We start from the raw sequence: 16,803 nt of genomic DNA, 5'->3' as shown, positions 1-16,803 counted from the left end.
GGGTCGTGACATGTTCTGGGGTCGTGACATGGGGGCACCGCCTTGTCTCGGTGTTCCGGTCTCACACCTCTATGAGCGTGCAGAACCAGTGCATGCCGGGGGAGGCGACACCCGCGAGGGCGAGGAGGTCCCCCGGCGCCAGCTCTCCGGCCTCCGCGTGCAGGTGGAGGGAGACCAGCTGATCGGCGGCGCCCATGTGGCCGAGTCGGCGGGCGAGTTCGGCGTTGGTGCGGGCGAGGTGGAGGCCGATCGCGTCGGCGGCGCCGTGGATCGCCCGTGCGTTGTCGTTGAAGTAGACGAGCCGGGTCAGTTCGCTCCGGTCCCGGCCGGCCCGCGCCAGGGCCTGGTCGACCACGTCGGTGAAGCGTCCGACGACCTCCCCGATGAACTGCCCGAAGCGCTCGGGGTCCGCGCCGAAGTGCTCGTAGACCGCGATCATCGGGTCCAGGTCGCGATGGGTGCGGCCCGGGGGCGGTACGGGGTGGGCGGAACCGCCGATGTCGATACGGAACAGATCCGCGAACTCGGGATTGGTGAAGCTGGCGGAGGAGAGCCGCCGGAGGCTTGGATGCCCCCGGCGCAGGACGGCGGCGGCAGCTCCGTCACTGGCGATGGTGCCGTTGAAGTCCATCCGGTTGGTGTGCGTCTCGCTGACCACGTTGACCATGGCCACCAGTACGGTGCCCGTGTCGGGCGAGAGCGCCATCGCGCCGGCCGCGTGGTCCAGGGCCAACGACCACGCCGCGCAGGACTGGGTGAACAGCACGGTCGGGGTGCCGTGAGCGCCGAGCGCCCTGGCCATCGCCGCCGAGGGGTCCCACCCCAGGTACTGGGGGATGTCGGAGTGGCCGAGGACGATCAGGTCCACGTCCGCGATGTCGAGGCCGGCGTTCTTCAGGGCGACGCGGGACGCCTCGGCCGCCAGGTCGACCGCCGTCACCCCGTCGGCCACCCGGTGATAGCTCTCGTAGCCCAGCTTGGTGACGGCCTCGGGGTCGGGAAGGTACTCGTGCGCGGTCCCGGCCACATCACGTGGGGTGCCGAACGCGGTACCGGTCGCGATGATGCCCATCTCCACCGGGGTCTCCACCGGTCGTCCTTCAGCTCTCACGGGTACCGGCCCCCCGGGTGGTGAGTACGGCTTCGAGGCCGAGGGCCCAGTGCAGCAGGCGCTCGTCCTCACCGGCACGGCCGACGCACTGGAAGCCGAGCGGCAGGGCGCCCGCGGGACGGGCGGTGGGGAGGGTGAGGCAGGGAAGGCCGACGCCGCTCCACGGCAGGGACATCACCGAGTCCCCGGCGCTCTCCAGGCCGAGCGGTGCCGGTCCGGTGGCGGCAGGGGTGATCCACAGGTCGACGCCGTGCTCGGTCGTGGAGGCGGCCAGCCGGTCACGGAACGCTTCGCGTCGCGCCAGTGAGGCAGCGTGGTCGGACGCCTGGGCACCCTGGCCCTGGCGGATGGCCTCGGCGGTGCGCTCGTCGTAGAGCTCCTCGTAGCGTGCGAACCAGTCGGCGTGCGCCTGGGACAGCTCGTAGAGGTTGATCACGAAGAAGTCGAAGACCTCTTCCTCGAAGTTCTCGAACATGGGGACGCTCACCACGTCGTAGCCGGCCGTGCGCACCGCGGCCACCTGCTCGTCGAAGGCGCTACGGGCCTCCGGCTCGGCGAAGTCCAGGTACGGGCCCTCCGGGATGCCGAGCACCGGCCGGCCGGCGGCCGTGCGGTCGGGCCGCCAGTCGTCGCACAGGCAGCTCGCGGCCAGGGCGGCGTCGGCGACCCGAGCGGTGATCATGCCGACGGTGTCGAAGGTCGGGGCGACGGGGAGGACGCCGTCCAGCGGGATGCGTCCGTGACTCGGCTTGAAGCCGACCACGCCGCAGTACGCGGCGGGGCGGATGAGCGACCCGATGGTCTGGGTACCGATGGCGAGCGGCACCAGACCCGCGGCGACGGCCGCGGCGGAGCCGCTGCTCGTTCCGCCCGGGGTGTGCTCAGGACGGTGCGGATTACGGGTGGGCCCCGGCGCCGTGACGGCGAACTCGCCCGTCACCGTCTTTCCCGCGATGACCGCCCCGGCCTTGAGCAGCCGGTCCACGACCGTGGCCTGCCCTCCGGCCAGGGCCTCCGGCGGCAGCGCCGAGCCCGCCCCGGTGGGCAGCCCCTCGACGTGGATGATGTCCTTGATCCCGACCGGAACTCCGTACAGCGGAGGCCGGTCTCCCGGCTCCGTCCCGCGCCGGCCGGCTTCCTGGGCCGCGTGGGCCAACCGGTCCGCCCGGCCGGGCTCCGCCACGAACGACTGGACCGTACCGTCCACTTCGGCGATGCGCTCGATGGTCCTGGCCGCGTACTTCCGCGGCTCGACAGCACCCGTCCGCAGACTTTCGGCGGCGTCCGTCAGCGATACGGGCTGAACAAGATCTTCCATGACTTCCCTCATACGTTCCGGTCGGCGGGCATGTGTTCCCGGTCGGGGGCATGTGTTCCGGTCGGCGGCGTGTGTTCCGGTCGGCGGGCCGAGGCCCGTCATCGCTGCTGTGCCTCTCCGGGCGTCCTGGTCCCGGTCGCCGGAGTGGGGACGTCGCTCTCCGGAGGGGTCGCCGGCCCGCTCTCCTCGCCGGTGGGCGGGGCGCCCGGCGGGAGCAGTTCCTCCACGTCGGCCAGCGGGATGTCGAGCACCCTGAGATACCGCCGCGCCGCGTGCAGGGTGAGGGCCAGCAGGGCCATGGCGGCGGCCAGCACCAGGATGGCCCGCTCCACGCCCGCCGCGTCGGCGAGGAAGCCCGCGCCCAACGGGCCGATCCACTGGACCCCTTGGACGAAGAAGCGACTGGTCGCCGCGACTCTGCCCTGGTACTGGTCCGGGACCAGCCGGACCTCGTACGACTCGGTCACGACGTTCATCGGCACCATGCTGATCATGGCGACCATCACCACCAGGCCGATCTGCCACGGCTGGGAGACCGACACCACCACGGCGAAGGAGGCCATGAAGATCCACGCGGAGATGATCAGGACCCTCCGTGCGCCCAACTTGCCCATCAGCAAAGGGCCGAGGACCGCACCGATGACACCACCGGTGACCGCGAGCGAGGTGGCGAGACCGACCGCGGTCGGCCCGCCTCCCCGGTGCTGTATCAGCACCACGAAGAGCAGGATGAAGCCCTCGGCGACGGCGTTGAGCACAGCGCCCCAGATGAGCGTGAACACCAGGTAGTCGCTGCGCCTGATCATGCGCAGGCCGTCGCCCACGTCCTTGGCCAGGCTGGACCTGGGCCCGTCGCCGGGGTGCCGGTCCGGGCCGAGAGGCCGGCGGATCAACAGGGAGCCCAGGGTGACGAAGAGGAAGGAGACCGCGTCGAAGAGGAAGGGGATCCAGCGGCCCATCGCGTAGAGCAGGCCACCGAGCGGAGCGCCGATCAGCTGGGCGACCATGTCGCGCCCCATGCCTTGGGCCGTCGCGGTCGCTATCTGCTCCTTGGGCACGATCCTGCGGAGAACCGGCATCGAGACGGCGACCCGCAGGCCGGCCGCCAGACCACTGACCAGCGCCATCATGCCGATCGCGGTGATCGAGGGGGCGCCCCGGTACACCAGCAGAGCGACGACGCCCATCGACACCGCCTGGACCAGCGGCGCGAGACACAGGATGGCGCGGCGGGACACCCGGTCCGCCAGCGCCCCGCCCACCGCGAGGGTGGCCAGCTTGCCGACCATGTGCAGGACGGTGATGACGCCGGCCTGGGCGGCGGATCCGGTCAGGTGGAGGACCAGCAGCGGGAAGGCGAGCGTCGACACGCTGGTGCCCAGCGTCGACAGACCGTTGCCCGACCACCAGTACATGTAGTCGCGGTCCCGCCACAGTGACGGGGGGCCGGCCGGAGCCGGCCCGGTCTCTTCGGGACGCGCCTGCACCATGGCTAGTCGTCCCCTGTCCTTTGTCTGCACGCTCGTCCGGGCGTGCGCCGCCGACCTGCGATGCATGCTGGTCGATGGGGAACGGGCCGGGCCAGGCAGCGCACCGGCAACTCACGGGGCGGGAATTGCCGCTCGACGCCCCGGACCACGGTCGGGCACCTCGATGGTCCCGGCGCGGACCCGGCCCGCCCCGCCGCCGGAGCGAACCCCCTCGGCAGGACCGGCGCACCGCTACCGGGCAGAATCGCGAGGTCCACGTAACCCGTTGTCGAGCAGGAGGAGGCGAGGAGTGATCGCTGAGGTGGTGCCCACCGGGGTGCGGGCGCGGGAGGCGTTCGACGACGACGGCCCGGACGGCGCCGTCACCCTCTTCGCCACCGAACAGGCAGCGGTGGAAGGGGTGTTCGACGGGCGGCGCAAGGAGTTCACCACGGTGCGCGGGTGCGCCCGTGCGGCGCTGACCGCCCTCGGGGTGGACCCGGCGCCCTTGGTGCCCGGCCCCCTGGGCGCACCCGGCTGGCCTGCGGGGGTCGTGGGGAGCATGACCCACTGCCGGAACTATCGCGCGGCCGCTGTCGCGCTGACCGAGGACTTCGCCGCTCTGGGCATCGACGCGGAACCGCGGGAGCCCCTCTCCCGCTTCCTGGCGGAGCGGATCGTCACGGACGTCGAAGCGGGCTGGCTCCGGCAGGACTTTCCCTCGGCCGCCGGTCTGCCACTGGACCGTCTGCTCTTCTGCGCCAAAGAGGCTTCCTACAAGGCGTTCTCGCCGTGGACGGGAACCCGTTTCGGCTTTCGGGACTTCACCGTTCGACTGTGGCCCGACGGCACGTTCCTCGTGGTTCCCCCGACGCCCGAACCACTCACGTCATCCCCCGGCCCAGCTGGGTTCACCGGCCGCTGGGCGGCAGGTTCCGGCCTCCTCCTGTCCGTAGTGGCACTTTCGGCCAGCTCTTTATCGCCTGCCCCCCTGGGCGATTTGGCGCCGAAAGCAGGGAAAAATTGGGACAATCAGAAACAACCAACTCGGTAAACATGTGAACTTCATCATGCAGCAATGTTATTTTAAGCCAATCTTACCTGTCCTGCGGCGCGCCGATGCGGTACTTTCAGGCCGTCATGAGCGTTCGTCGACTCGGCCAACGCCTCTTCGGAGCCGGGAGCCCCGATTGACCCCGGGAGAGTGCGACGTTGCCTGTCCGCACGCCCGGGAGGACGACGTGACCGGGATCCGCAGGGGGCAGGGGGACTGGTCGACATCCGATCCGACGCCCCCAGACAGGAAAGGCGACCGATCAGTGCTGGACACCTTGAACTTCGGTTTCCCGCCTCTTCGACGGGGGCTGCGCAGGCCATACGGGCAACCAGATCCTTGCCGTACCCCTGCCTCCCCATGCGCTCGCTCCACACGGCACGCATAGGCACATGCTGATGATTTCAGCATGTGCACCGGTGGGCCGCGCGCTTGCCGACACGTCACAGCCGGTCAAAGCCGGGGCGGTCGGAGCCGTGCCGCTCGGCCGATTTTTCTGCCGCCTCCACATCTCCCACACGGCTGAGGTCTTGGAGTAGGGTCCTCCGTAATTGCAGGGGATGTCTCACTGAGCCGCTCGTCAGCGCAAACGCGAACCTCTCGGCGCCACAACGCCACGGCTCGCCTATCGGTACCACCGCTCTCATAAAGAATGCGGCGACCGCATTTTCGCATCGCGCGGATGCGCACGACTGGCACTGTTAATAATTCACGGGGGGCTTACATGCCGATTCTGAAGGAACACTACTCTTTCGACAGAACAGATATCCGCCAGCTCCGCGACTTCCTGGTCAATCAACGCAGGCTGTCCGGCTGGACGCAGGAGGAGCTCTCCGACCGCTCCGGCGTCAGTGTCCGGACCATCCGCAATCTGGAAACCGGCTCCAACACCAATCCCCGTCGGACCTCCGTCAGCCTGCTGCTCACCGCGCTCGGCGCCACCGCCACCGCGTTCTCCGAGCCGACGCCCTGGGACAGCGGGCGCAGGCCGGCGCTGGGGCAGCCGCCGGACCTCCACCCCGACCCGACAGCGCTCCCGCCGTGGCAGGGGCCCCGGCCGCTGGGCGACGCGTTGGTGGGCCGCCAGGCCGACCTGAGGCACGTCCTCTCCGCCGCGCAGCGCAGTCGGCTGATCGTTCTCACCGGACCCGGCGGCGTGGGCAAGACCCGCATCGCCCTGGCAGCGGCATCCCGGCTGCGCCCGCTGTTCCAGGGCGGAGTGGCCGTCGCCGAACTGCACGACATCCCGCCGCAGCATCTCGAACCCGCCGCCTCGGCAGCTGAGTTGACGCGTGTAGTACGGCGCCTGACCAGCAACGAAGGCGGTGCGCGGGGCGGTGCCGGGATCGGACGGCGGCTTCTGGTCCTGGACAGCGCCGAGCACGTCTCGCAGCAGACGGCGCGGATCGCGCGGCAGCTTCTCGACGAGCATCCCGGGCTCCAGATCATCGTGACCTCGCGCCGCGCCCTGGCCGTCGGCGCGGCCGAGACCTGGGAGGTCGAGCCGCTCTCGTGCGACCAGCGGGACGGCTCGGACACCGAGCTGCCGAGCGCGGTGGAGCTGTTCCTCCGCCGGGTACGGGCGAGTCTGCCGACGCTCGACCTGGGCAACCGGATGCCGCTGGTGCAGCAGCTCTGCCGGCTCCTCGACGGAATGCCCCTCGCGATAGAAGTGGCCGCGAGAGGCCTCAGATCGCTCCCTCTCACCACCCTCCTGCACGACAGGACGCTCTTCCACCTGCTCGCACACGTCGACGCCGGCGACCTGTCGCGGCACCGCACGCTGTCGGACAGCGTGCGGTGGAGCTACGACCTGTTGCCTCCCCCTCATCGCCAGCTCCTCCGTGAACTGTCCTCGCTCCCCCGCACGTTCTCCCTGGACGCGATCCCGCCCCAGTCGGGCGGGGGATGCGGAAGCACACGCGTCGCCCATCTCCTGGCCGAACTCGCCGATGTCTCACTGGTCCAGATCAATCGGGGGCAGCAGTACAGATACGGGGTCCACGCACTCGTGCGGCACTGGGTCACCCAGGAGGAAGCCCCGACCGACCTCGGACGCTCCGCCGAGCAGGGCCGCGACCGGCCCGTACTCGCGGGCAGCGCCTGGCGCCGGGCCATGTGACGCGCCGCCGGGGACGGCGCCCCGCTCATGCCGGCGCCCGCCCGGCAGCTGACCTGACGGCCTGGAGCGAGAAGTGCAGCGGGCCTTCGAGGCTCGACAGCATCAGCTCTTCCAGCCACGGCAGGCAGCTCTCCTCCAGCTCGGTCGTGTGGTCCAGGCGTCGCAGCAGTCGCTGCAGCGCCAGCACCAGCCATCCACTGCCGCCCGGCGCCGCGCGCTCCCGCTCGAAGGAGTAGAGCCAGGTGTAGAGACAGGAGGCGGCCGCGTGGTGGACGCTGTGCTCGGTGGCCTGATCCTGACCGTGCGTGGATGCGGCGTCGGGCGCCTCGGCGGCGATCCGCGCGTAGAAGTCGGTCCGGCGTTCGGAGAGCTCGCCGAGAACCTTGACGAGCGCGGCGCCCTCGGGCCCGGCGAGTTCGCGTTCCGCGATCCGGCGGGCCTCGGCGGCCGCCGGTCCCCAGCCCCGGGTGATCTCGTCCTCGCTGGCGTTGGTCAGCCGCAGCGCCCTGCCCGACGGATGCCACCGCGGGGCGTCCTCGGACCAGTCGAAGAGCTGCCGCAGCACCTCTTCCCCGCCGACGGCGGGACGGTCGGCCACGCGCGCCACCGCGGGGAGCTGGGAGGCGATGCTGTGGAGGTTGACGTGCGTGGTCCCCTCGAAGATGCTCGCTATCGCGTGGTCGCGCTGGAGCTTCTGGAACACGCCGGAGGCCACGCCTTCCCGCAGATAGCTCCGGGCTCCGAGAACCCTGGCCGCCTCCCCCACCACCTCCTCGCCGAGGGTCGGGACGAGGTATTTGACCACGGACGACCACAGGCTGAGCCGGGACGGCACGATGGAGAGCGAGCGCGCCACCGGCAGCGCCGTGCATTCCGCGATCAGCAGGTCCACATGGGAGTGGACCAGATGCCGCCGGATGACCGGAAGCCGGTAGATCTCCTGTCCGTAGAGCACGCGCTCACGCGCGTGACGCAGAGCGATCCGCAGCACCGAGTCCATGGTGCCGATGGACAGCGCTCCGATCGCCGTACGGGTGATCTGGAGCACCTGGAGGATGCCGACCAGTCCGGCGCCGGGACGCCCGAGGAGCGCGCCGGCGGGCACCCGGGTACGTTCGAAGGTGATCCCGCTGAGGTCGTGACCGCGCAGCCCGACCGTCTTCACGAACGGGTGGTTGGCCCAACTGCCTTGCTCCAGCTGCTCCTTGTCAAGCAGCAGCAGAGAGGACCGCGAACCGTCGATCGCCGCGTACACGGTGACGAAGCGGCCCCGGGTCGCGTTGCCGACGGGCCACTTCTCCCCGGTCAGGAGGAAGTCGTCACCGTCGGGCTCGGCGATGGTCTCGTTGGTGCCGAGATCGCTGCCGTGGTCGGGTTCGGAGACCGCGAAGCAGGCGAGTTCTCCGTCCAGGAGGGCGCCCGCGACCCGGGCGCGCTGCTCGTCGTTCCCCCACAGCCAGACCGAGTTGACCCCGAGAAGGGCGGACCCGAACATCACCGCGAGCGTCAGATTGCGGCGCGCGAGCGTACGGGTGAGCAGGAAGAGGTCTTCGAGGTTGCGGAGCCGGCCGCCGAACTCCTCGGGCACCAGGTAACCGGAGAAGCCCCACGACCTGAGCAGCTCCACCGCCCCTGGCGGCAGACTGTCCGTCTCCTCGTGCGCCACGATCTCGGCGAAGCTGAAGGGGCCGCTCCCGGCAGCCGGGTCACCGAGCGTCCGCTCCAGATCGGCGACCAGCGCGTGGGCCGGGCGCTCGCCCGCGTGGCCGCTCACACCAGGGGGCTGTCGACGCCGTAGCGGCTGAACATGCCGCTCAGGGCTTCCGCGTCGGGCAGCTCCGCCCGGCCCGCGACCACCTCGGCGCTGACCAGCTCGATCACGTCGCTGACCCGCTCCAGCTTCATCGCGGCCTCGGGATTCAGCGCCTGGAGGGCGAAGAGATCCTCCAGGTTGTATCCGAGCTCCGCGAGGACCAGGGAGTGGAAGCCGAGGTCACCGACGAGCCGGTGGTCGAGATCGATCCGGTCCGGCTTGCGGGGCGCGACCACCTGGACCATACCGATCACCACGGGAGCGATGGCCTCGGCGCCGATGGCGGCAGGAGTGTGAGTCATGCCGTCGACGCTAGGGCCTGCCGATGACCGGGCCCAGGCAACGGGCCCGGCAAGCGCGCGGCAACTAGGATCCTGTCGGGCAACCCGGCAGACGGCCCGCCCAGGGCGCTATGACGCCCCGTCAGCCGCGTGTCCCCGGGAAAGAGGACCGGCCCGTCGTCGAGGCGCGGCCATCGGGCCGAAGGGCCTCCGTCCCGCCGAAGTTGCCGCCCGGCTGCCTTGCCGGAACCGGGCTCGGCCATAAGGCTGACCGGCAGGAGCACAGCGGACAGCACACCGGCGGTCGACCGGGTCGGCGCCCGGTTCACCGTCGGGAACCCTCGATCGAGCAGGCGGGCTGCGGCCGCCCGGTGCGCTGCCGGCCTCACACCGGCGGAGCACCGGACCCGGGTGCTGCCCGGCGGTCACTCGTTCCCGGGCACCCGCCCCCGGCGGACGATCGCCGCGGTGCTCGACGCCCTGCCGGCTCTCCGGTGAGGCTCACCGGCTGGGACGAGAGACCGCTCAGGAAGTTCGAGTACACGTAGGCCGGCGGGCCCGTCGGACGAGCCTCGGCGACCAGGTCGCACAGGCTCTCCAGGAGGGCCGTCAGCTCGGCGCGGGCCAGGAACGCGCCGAGGCAGAAGTGAGGCCCGTAGGCGAACGTCAGGTGCTTGTTGGGAGTCCTCGCGAGGTCGAACGCGTCGGGCTCGGCGAAGACCCGGCCGTCGCGGTTGGCGGAGGCCAGCCAGGTGGTGACGATGTCGCCCTCCTCGACGAACTGGTCGCCGAGGACGAGGTCCTGGGTCGCGGTCCGCCCACTGTGCAGGGCGGGACTCGTCCAGCGCAGTACCTCCTCGACCGCCGACTCCGTCGTCACTTCGCCGGACTTGAGAGCCCGCCACTGGCCGGGCCGCTCCATCAGCGCCTGGAGCCCGCCGACCATCGAGAAGCGGGTCGTCTCGTGGCCGCCCATGATGATGCTGTAGCAGTTGAAGACGATCTCCTCGTGGGTGAGGGGCCGTCCGTCGATCTCCTTGGTCACCAGCAGGCTGACGACGTCGTCGTACGGTTTCTCGTGCCGGGCGGCGGCCAGCTCCGAGAAGTAGAGCAGCAGTCCGTTGCGCGACGCCCAGGTCGCCTCCTCGTCGGGGAGCCCGTCCTCGGTGGACAGGGCTGAGGAGGTGAGTTCGATGATGTGCTGCCGGTCGGCGGGCGGCACGCCGAGCAGGTCGCAGATGGCGGCGAGCGGGATGTGCGCGGCCACGTCGGCGGCGAAGTCCACCTCGCCCCGCTCGACCGCCTCCTCGACCAGCCGCCGGGTACCCCGCCGCACGCTCTCGACCACCACGTCGAGGGAGCGCGGCGAGAACGGCTTCAGCAGGGCGCTGCGCAGCGCCTTGTGCGGCTGTCCGTCCGTGACGGCCAGCATCCTCCCGGCCGCCGAGTCACCGCCGGCGAGCAGGGTGTCCAGCACGTTGCCCCGCTCCGAGGTGAAGCTCGCGCTGTCGCCGAGCACCGAGGCGACGTCCGCGTGACCACTGATCACCCAGAACCCCGGGCGGCTGTCGCTCTCGGGCTGCCAGTGCACCGGCGCCTCGTCCCGCAGCCGGCGCCACAACGGTCCCAGGTCGTGGTGGGCGTGCAGCAGCGGATCGGCCAGATCGACGGCGTCGAGCGGGCCCTGGTCGAGTGCGGGGCGGGTGTCCATGGGGCGGTTTCCTCGGACTCGGTTACGGGCGGGCGGGCGACAGCGGAAGGGCGCGGGGCGGACGGCGGCCGGGCGCCGCCGTCCGGGTCAGCGCGTCGGCTCGGTGGGGCCGGGGAAGAACGCGGTGGTGGCGCCGGCCGTCTCCGCGCCGTCCACGGTGAACTGCTGACCGGAGATGAAGGACGCCTGCGGCGAGGCCAGGAAGTGGAACACGTCCGCGATCTCCTCGGGCAGGGCGTGCCGCCGGGCCGGGATGCGTTCGTTGACCTCGTCGAGCATCGCGTCGGTGTACTCGGCGCGCTGCATGGGTGTCAGTACGGCGCCGGGGGCGACACACGCGGTCCTGATCAGCGGGCTCAGCTCCACGGCGAAGGTCTGGCACAGCGAGGCGACACCCGCCTTGCTGGCGTTGTAGTCCGCGTAGAGGGGGTAGCCGCGCGACCCGTTGACGGACGCCGTCGCCAGGAGCACTCCGTGGCCCTCCCGCAGCATGTGCGGAACGGCGTGCCGCCACAGGGCCAGGACCCCCATCAGATTGACGTCCAGGGTGCGCCGGGCGTCCGCCTCGGTGAGGTCTAGGATGGAGTGCCGGACGCTGATGCCCGCGTTGGCGATGACCACGTCGACGCGGCCGCGCTCGGCGTGCACCCGGTCGACGGCCCCGCCCACGGCGGTCCAGTCGGCGATGTCGAGCATGACCGTCCGGATCTCGCCGCCCCCCTCGCGGGGGCCGTCCGCCGCGCCCCCGGTGAGTGCCTGGATGTCGAGATTGACCACGTGGTCGCCCGAGCGGGCGAACCGCTCGGCGGTGGCGAGTCCGATACCGCTGGACGCGCCGGACACGATGACTGTGCGCATGATGCCTCTCCTGCTCCTTCCGGCCCGGCCGGCTCAGACGATGACGCGGTGGTTGCCGCGTACGTATCCGCTGACGTTGCGGCGCAGGTTGCGGCTGACGGTGAGCTTCTTCAGCCAGCGGTCGGTGCCGTCGTACCGGGCCGTGAACGACCGGCGGCCGTGGACGGCCCGGTAGTTGTCCACGATGAGCAGCGAGCCGGGGCCCACGGCGACGTCCCGCCGCACCCGGTGCAGCTCGGCCATCAGCCGGTCGAGCGCCCCCTCGGCCTCGGTGTCCCCCGGTGCGACGTCCATGAAAGGCCGGTCGATGCGCAGGTAGGGACGGAAACGGTCGCCCGACAGAACGGCGGTCGGAACGGCGCTGTGGATCATCCCGTACAGCTTCTCCAGCGCGGGATGTACGGGGTCCAGGGCCTCCAGCTGCCGTATGTGCTCGGTGTCCGGCATGATCCGGAAGCGGGGCTCGGCGAGTACCGCGCGGTCGTGCTCGCTCAGCCGGACGTCACGGACGGAGGCGACGATGGTCGGCACCAGGCCCGGGTTGCGCAGTCCGAAGAGCAGGAGGTAGTCACAGCGGTCGGGGTGGAAGCCGTCCTCGGTGTGGAACTCCAGCAGGCTCTCGCTGCCGTAGCCGCTCTGCCGCTGCTCGTCGCCCCGGATCGGCAGGATGTTCTGGATGATGCGCCCCTCCTGGAGGGTCTCCCAGCCGAACGGGTCGCCCAGCGCCATGCCGCACATCGCCAGCCACAGCTCCTGGGACCGGGCCGCGTCGGAGCGGATGGCGTGCCGCCAGTGGCCGGGTGTGGGTCCGATCAGCGCGTCGTCCACCGGGAAGCCGTGCACCAGGCATGCGGCGGACCTCTCGGTCCTGCGGTAGGAGAGGAGGAATCCGCGCAGGCCGGCGGGGAGCAACTCCTCGGCGGTGGGGGCGTGGTCGTAGAAGTCCGGCAGGCCGGGCGCCCCGTGAGCGGCACGGAGCCGTGCGGCGGCCTCCTCCAGCTGGGTGACCTCGGTGGCGTCCAGGTGGTATTCGGCGGGTGTGTCGCCGCGGTCGTTGCCCGGCGGGGCCACCGCGGCCACGTCCGGGGAAGGTACGTCAACAGTCGGGGTGCTGCTGGTCATGTCGGTTGTTGTCCTCACCTGGTCGTGACCGCTCGGGTCGTCCGTCGTTCGGTCCTGTGCGGCCCGCGCCGGGTGGCCGGGCCGCGTGGTGGTGCGCACCGGACCGGCCTGGCAGGGTCCAGGCCTTTCGTGGTCCGGTGATGGCGCTCGCTGCGGTGGTGCGTGTGCGGTGGGCGTGTGCGGTGGTGCGTCGGCCTCCTCTGCGAGGAGTCGGCTACCGCCAGTCCTCGGCGAACTCGTCGAGTTCGCTCTGGTCCAGGGTGATCAGCGGTTCCTGCGAGTCGGCCTCGTCGGCGTCCGCCGCCGGAGCCAGGTCCTTGACCGCGGTGGCGAGCGCCGCCACGGTCTTGTGGGCGAACACGTCGCGCGGGGCGATGTCCAGGCCCTCGGCGTGGGCCATCGTGACGAGCTTGATGGATCCGATCGAGTCGCCGCCCAGGTCGAAGAAGCTGTCGTCGATGCCGACGCCCTCCGTGCCGAGGGCCTTCTCGAACAACGCGCACAGCAGCTTCTCGCGCTCGGTCCGCGGTGCCCGGCCGCCGTCGGCTCCGGAGAAGTCGGGGGCGGGCAGAGCGGCGCGGTCGAGCTTGCCGCTCGGCGTCACCGGCAGTCGGTCGAGGGCGACGACGGCCACGGGCACCATGTGCTCCGGCAGTACGGCGGCGACGCGTTCGCGGAGCGCGGCCGGGTCGAGCCGGCCGGCCGTCACCGGGGCCGCGTACGCCACCAGGCGTGGTGAGCCGGGGGTGTCCTCCCGTACGACCACGACGGTCTGCCCCACCGAGGGGTCGGCGGCGAGCACCGCCTCGATCTCGCCCGGCTCGATACGGAAGCCCCGTACCTTGACCTGCTCGTCGACGCGGCCCAGGTACTCCAGGCCCCCGTCCGCCGTGCGCCGCGCCAGGTCGCCCGAACGGTACATCCGTGCGCCCGGCGGGCCGTACGGGTCGGCCACGAAGCGCTCCGCGGTGAGCCCGGGCCGCCGCAGATAACCGCGGGCGAGGCCCTCGCCCGCCAGGTAGAGCTCACCGGCCACCCCGACGGGCGTCGGCCGCAGAGAGCCGTCCAGCACCTGGACCCGGGCGCCGACGACCGGGCCGCCCATCGGCGGAGCGGTCCGCCCGGACAGCGGGCGGCTCATCGTCGCCATGACGGTCGCCTCGGTGGGACCGTACGCGTTGACCATGCGGCGCCCGGCCGACCAGCGTGCGACCAGGTCCGGCGGGCACGCCTCGCCGCCCACGACGAGGGTGACCCCGGGGGGCAGGGCGTCCTCGGGCAGCACGGCGAGCGAGGACGGCGGCAGCAGGAGCGCGGTCACACCGTGGCGCGCCACGGTCCGCGCGAGGGCCGGTCCGGGGAGCAGCTCGTCGGGGTCCGCGGTCACCGCGCTCGCCCCGGTCAGGAGCGCCGTGGCCAGTTCCCATACGGACGCGTCGAAGCTCGGCGAGGCGAACAGCAGCACCCGTTCCCGCGCACGGAGGGCGAGCCCGTCGCGCTGCTGGGCGATCAGGGCGGCGATCCCGAGGTGGGACACCACCACGCCCTTGGGGCGGCCGGTCGACCCGGAGGTGTAGATCAGGTAGGCGGCGTTCGCGGGCCGCAGCGGCGCGACCCGGTCGGCGTCGGTGAGAGGCGCCCCGGAGAGACCGGCAGTCAACTCCGCTTCCGGGTGCAGGAGTTCAGTGACATTCTCGGCATCCGGCCCGGGCCCGTCCAGGCACAGCACCTTCCCCGCACCGGCCTCGGCCATGACCGCCGCGCCCTCGCCGGTGGTGAGGACGAGATCCGGCCGCGCGTCACCGATCAGGTAGCGGAGCCGGTCCGGCGGGTAGCCGAGGTCCAGCGGAAGATAGGCCGCGCCGGCCTTGAGGACCGCCAGGACCGCGAGGACGGACCGCGCCGACTTCGGCATCGCGATCGCCACGACACGCTCCGGACCGATGCCCCGGTCCACCAGCGCGCGGGCGAGCCGGTTGGCCTGGACATCGAGGTCCCCGTAGGTGAGGGCCAGCTCGTGGTCGTACACCGCGACGGCGTCGGGTGCGGCCCGTACCTGCTCCTCGAAGAGTTCGGGGAAGGTCGCCGTCCGCTCGTGGGCCGCCCCTTCCGCCGCGGCCAGGAGCTGACCGCGTTCCCGGTCCGTGAGCAGGTCGATCCGGCCCAGGGGTACGGTCCGGTCGCGCACGAAGCAGTCGAGGACCTTGCGCACCCGGGCCAGCAGCGCACCGGCCTCCTCGGCCGTGAACAGGTCGGCCCGGTAGCTGAGTTCGAGGCTGAGCCGCTCGTCGGGCATGACGACCAGGCTGAGCGGATAGTGCGAGGCGCCGGGTACGGGCTCCTCGTCGAGGGAGATCCGCAGGCCCGGGACCTGCTCCTGGATGGCCGCCCCGTCGAAGGGGGTGTTCTCGAACCCGATGACGGTGTCGAAGAGATCCCCCAGTCCCAGAGCCCGCTGTACGTCGGGGAGCCCGGCATGGTGGTACGGGCGCAGCTCGGCCTGGTGCGACTGGAGGTCGGTCAGGACGTGGTCGAGCGATCGCGCGGGGTCCAGCCGTACCCGTACGGCGACGGTGTTCATGAAGAGGCCGACGATCTCCTCGACGCCGGCCAGCTCCGGGGGGCGCCCGGCGGTCGTCGCGCCGAACACGATGTCGTCGCGCCCCAGTCGGTGTCCGAGCGCCACCGCCCAGGCTCCTTGGACGACCGTGTTGAGCGTCAGGCCCGCGCCGCGCGCCGCGGCGGTGAGCGCGTCCGTCCCCGCCGCGTCCAGGACCTCCGTCACCAGGTGGGGCACGGTCGCGGTGGCCGCTTCGGCGCCCGGGGCGACCAGCGTCGGTTCGTCGATACCGGCCAGGGCCTCGCTCCAGGCCGACGTCGCCCGCTCGTCCTCCTGCCGGCCGAGCCAGCCGAGGAAGTCGGTGAACTGGGCCACCGGCCGGCCCCGGTCGGCTCCGCCGCGGGCGTAGAGGGAGAAGACGTCACGGAAGAACAGCGGCAGCGACCATCCGTCGAGCAGGGCGTGGTGGTAGGTGGTCAGCAGGGCGTGGTCGTCGGTCCCGAGCCGGACCAGGGTGACCCGCATCAGCGGAGGGGCGGTGAGGTCGAAGCGGGTGACGCGGTCCTCGTCGACCAGCTCCGCCAGTCGCCGGCGGCGTTCGTCCTCGCCGTGACCGGAGAGGTCGATCTCCCGCCACGGGACGCGCAGCCCCTCGTGCACCACCTGGACGGAACGGCCCGATGCCAGGAGCCGGAACGAGACGCGCAGCCCGGTGTGGCGGGCGAGGGCCGCGTCGAACGCCTTGCGCAGCACGGCGGACGTCAGTGGGCCCTCCAGCCGTGCGGGCGCCTGGGCGGTGTAGACGTCGATGCCGTCGGCGGCCAGCAGGGCGTGGAAGTGCATGCCCTGCTGGAGCGGGGTGAGGGGCAGTACGTCGGCCGACTCGTGTCCGTCGGCGGTGGTCTCCGCCAGTTCGGCGTCGTTCAGCGTCAGCAGCGGCCCGGTGCCGGAGCCGTCCGCCGCCGTGGGGGCCGGCTCCTCGATGTCCTGGGCCGCCTCGGCGAGCTTGGCGATGGTCTTGTGGACGAAGACGTCCCTGACGGCGATGGCGAGTCCGGCACGGTGGGCGCGGGCGGCGAGTTGCATCGAGATGATGGAGTCGCCGCCGAGGTCGAAGAAGCTGTCGTCGACGCCGATGCGCGGCTGCCCCAGCACCTCCGCGAACACCTCGTGCAACACCAGCTCCCGCTCGGTGACCGGAGCCCGGTACACCCCCGCCGCCCGGAACTCCGGCACCGGCAACGCCCCCCGGTCCACCTTCCCGTTCGGCGTCAGAGCGAACGACTCCACCACCATCACCACCGCCGGAACCATGTACTCCGGCAACCGCCCCGCCACGAACTCACGCAACGCGACCACGTCCGGCCGCTCACCCGAGGCGGCC

General features: G+C 71.6%; 11 protein-coding genes. 2 read left to right on the top strand and 9 right to left on the bottom strand.

Annotated features, from left to right (window positions below; all coding sequences use genetic code 11):
• Window positions 1-61: 61 nt before the first annotated feature.
• The 3 genes from D581_RS0135750 to D581_RS0135740 form a co-directional block, all read right to left on the bottom strand.
• Window positions 62-1,090: a 3-oxoacyl-[acyl-carrier-protein] synthase III C-terminal domain-containing protein gene (locus tag D581_RS0135750; protein ID WP_018961907.1), complete on the bottom strand. Its 1,029-nt coding sequence runs from the start codon at window positions 1,088-1,090 to the stop codon at window positions 62-64.
• Between the two features lie 10 nt (window positions 1,091-1,100).
• Entirely contained in the window at window positions 1,101-2,429 is a 1,329-nt protein-coding gene (locus tag D581_RS0135745; RefSeq protein ID WP_018961906.1) for an amidase, read from the bottom strand.
• A 98-nt stretch (window positions 2,430-2,527) separates the two neighbouring features.
• Complete coding sequence (locus D581_RS0135740) at window positions 2,528-3,919, bottom strand: MFS transporter (protein WP_018961905.1); 1,392 nt, start codon at window positions 3,917-3,919, stop codon at window positions 2,528-2,530.
• Between the two features lie 289 nt (window positions 3,920-4,208).
• Here D581_RS0135740 and D581_RS0135735 point away from each other — a divergent pair, with 289 nt between their 5' ends.
• A complete protein-coding gene (locus D581_RS0135735; RefSeq protein WP_018961904.1) occupies window positions 4,209-4,952 on the top strand; it encodes a 4'-phosphopantetheinyl transferase superfamily protein in 744 nt (247 codons plus the stop codon).
• 724 nt (window positions 4,953-5,676) lie between these two features.
• Window positions 5,677-7,074, top strand: coding sequence for a helix-turn-helix domain-containing protein (locus D581_RS0135730; RefSeq protein WP_018961903.1), 1,398 nt, complete (start codon window positions 5,677-5,679; stop codon window positions 7,072-7,074).
• A 25-nt stretch (window positions 7,075-7,099) separates the two neighbouring features.
• On the opposite strand, the gene D581_RS0135725 is transcribed toward D581_RS0135730, so the two are convergent.
• The 6 genes from D581_RS0135725 to D581_RS01000000138250 all read right to left on the bottom strand — a co-directional run.
• A complete protein-coding gene (locus tag D581_RS0135725) occupies window positions 7,100-8,848 on the bottom strand; it encodes an acyl-CoA dehydrogenase family protein (RefSeq protein WP_018961902.1) in 1,749 nt (582 codons plus the stop codon).
• Window positions 8,845-9,189: an acyl carrier protein gene (locus D581_RS0135720; protein WP_018961901.1), complete on the bottom strand. Its 345-nt coding sequence runs from the start codon at window positions 9,187-9,189 to the stop codon at window positions 8,845-8,847. The genes D581_RS0135725 and D581_RS0135720 overlap by 4 nt, the downstream gene beginning before the upstream one ends.
• A 364-nt stretch (window positions 9,190-9,553) precedes the next feature.
• Window positions 9,554-10,879: a cytochrome P450 gene (locus D581_RS01000000138255; protein ID WP_018961900.1), complete on the bottom strand. Its 1,326-nt coding sequence runs from the start codon at window positions 10,877-10,879 to the stop codon at window positions 9,554-9,556.
• Between the two features lie 87 nt (window positions 10,880-10,966).
• A complete protein-coding gene (locus D581_RS0135710; protein ID WP_018961899.1) occupies window positions 10,967-11,737 on the bottom strand; it encodes an SDR family NAD(P)-dependent oxidoreductase in 771 nt (256 codons plus the stop codon).
• 33 nt (window positions 11,738-11,770) lie between these two features.
• On the bottom strand, window positions 11,771-12,859 hold the full coding sequence (gene gntD, locus D581_RS0135705; protein WP_018961898.1) for a guanitoxin biosynthesis L-enduracididine beta-hydroxylase GntD: 1,089 nt from the start codon (window positions 12,857-12,859) through the stop codon (window positions 11,771-11,773).
• Between the two features lie 214 nt (window positions 12,860-13,073).
• On the bottom strand, window positions 13,074-16,803 hold a 3,730-nt coding region (locus D581_RS01000000138250), incomplete at its 5' end, for a non-ribosomal peptide synthetase (RefSeq protein WP_026291208.1).

The sequence above is a fragment of the Streptomyces sp. CNB091 genome (assembly GCF_000377965.1).
The sequence above is the reverse complement of the archived record's forward strand: the minus strand, read 5'-3'. Positions and strand labels throughout refer to the sequence as shown.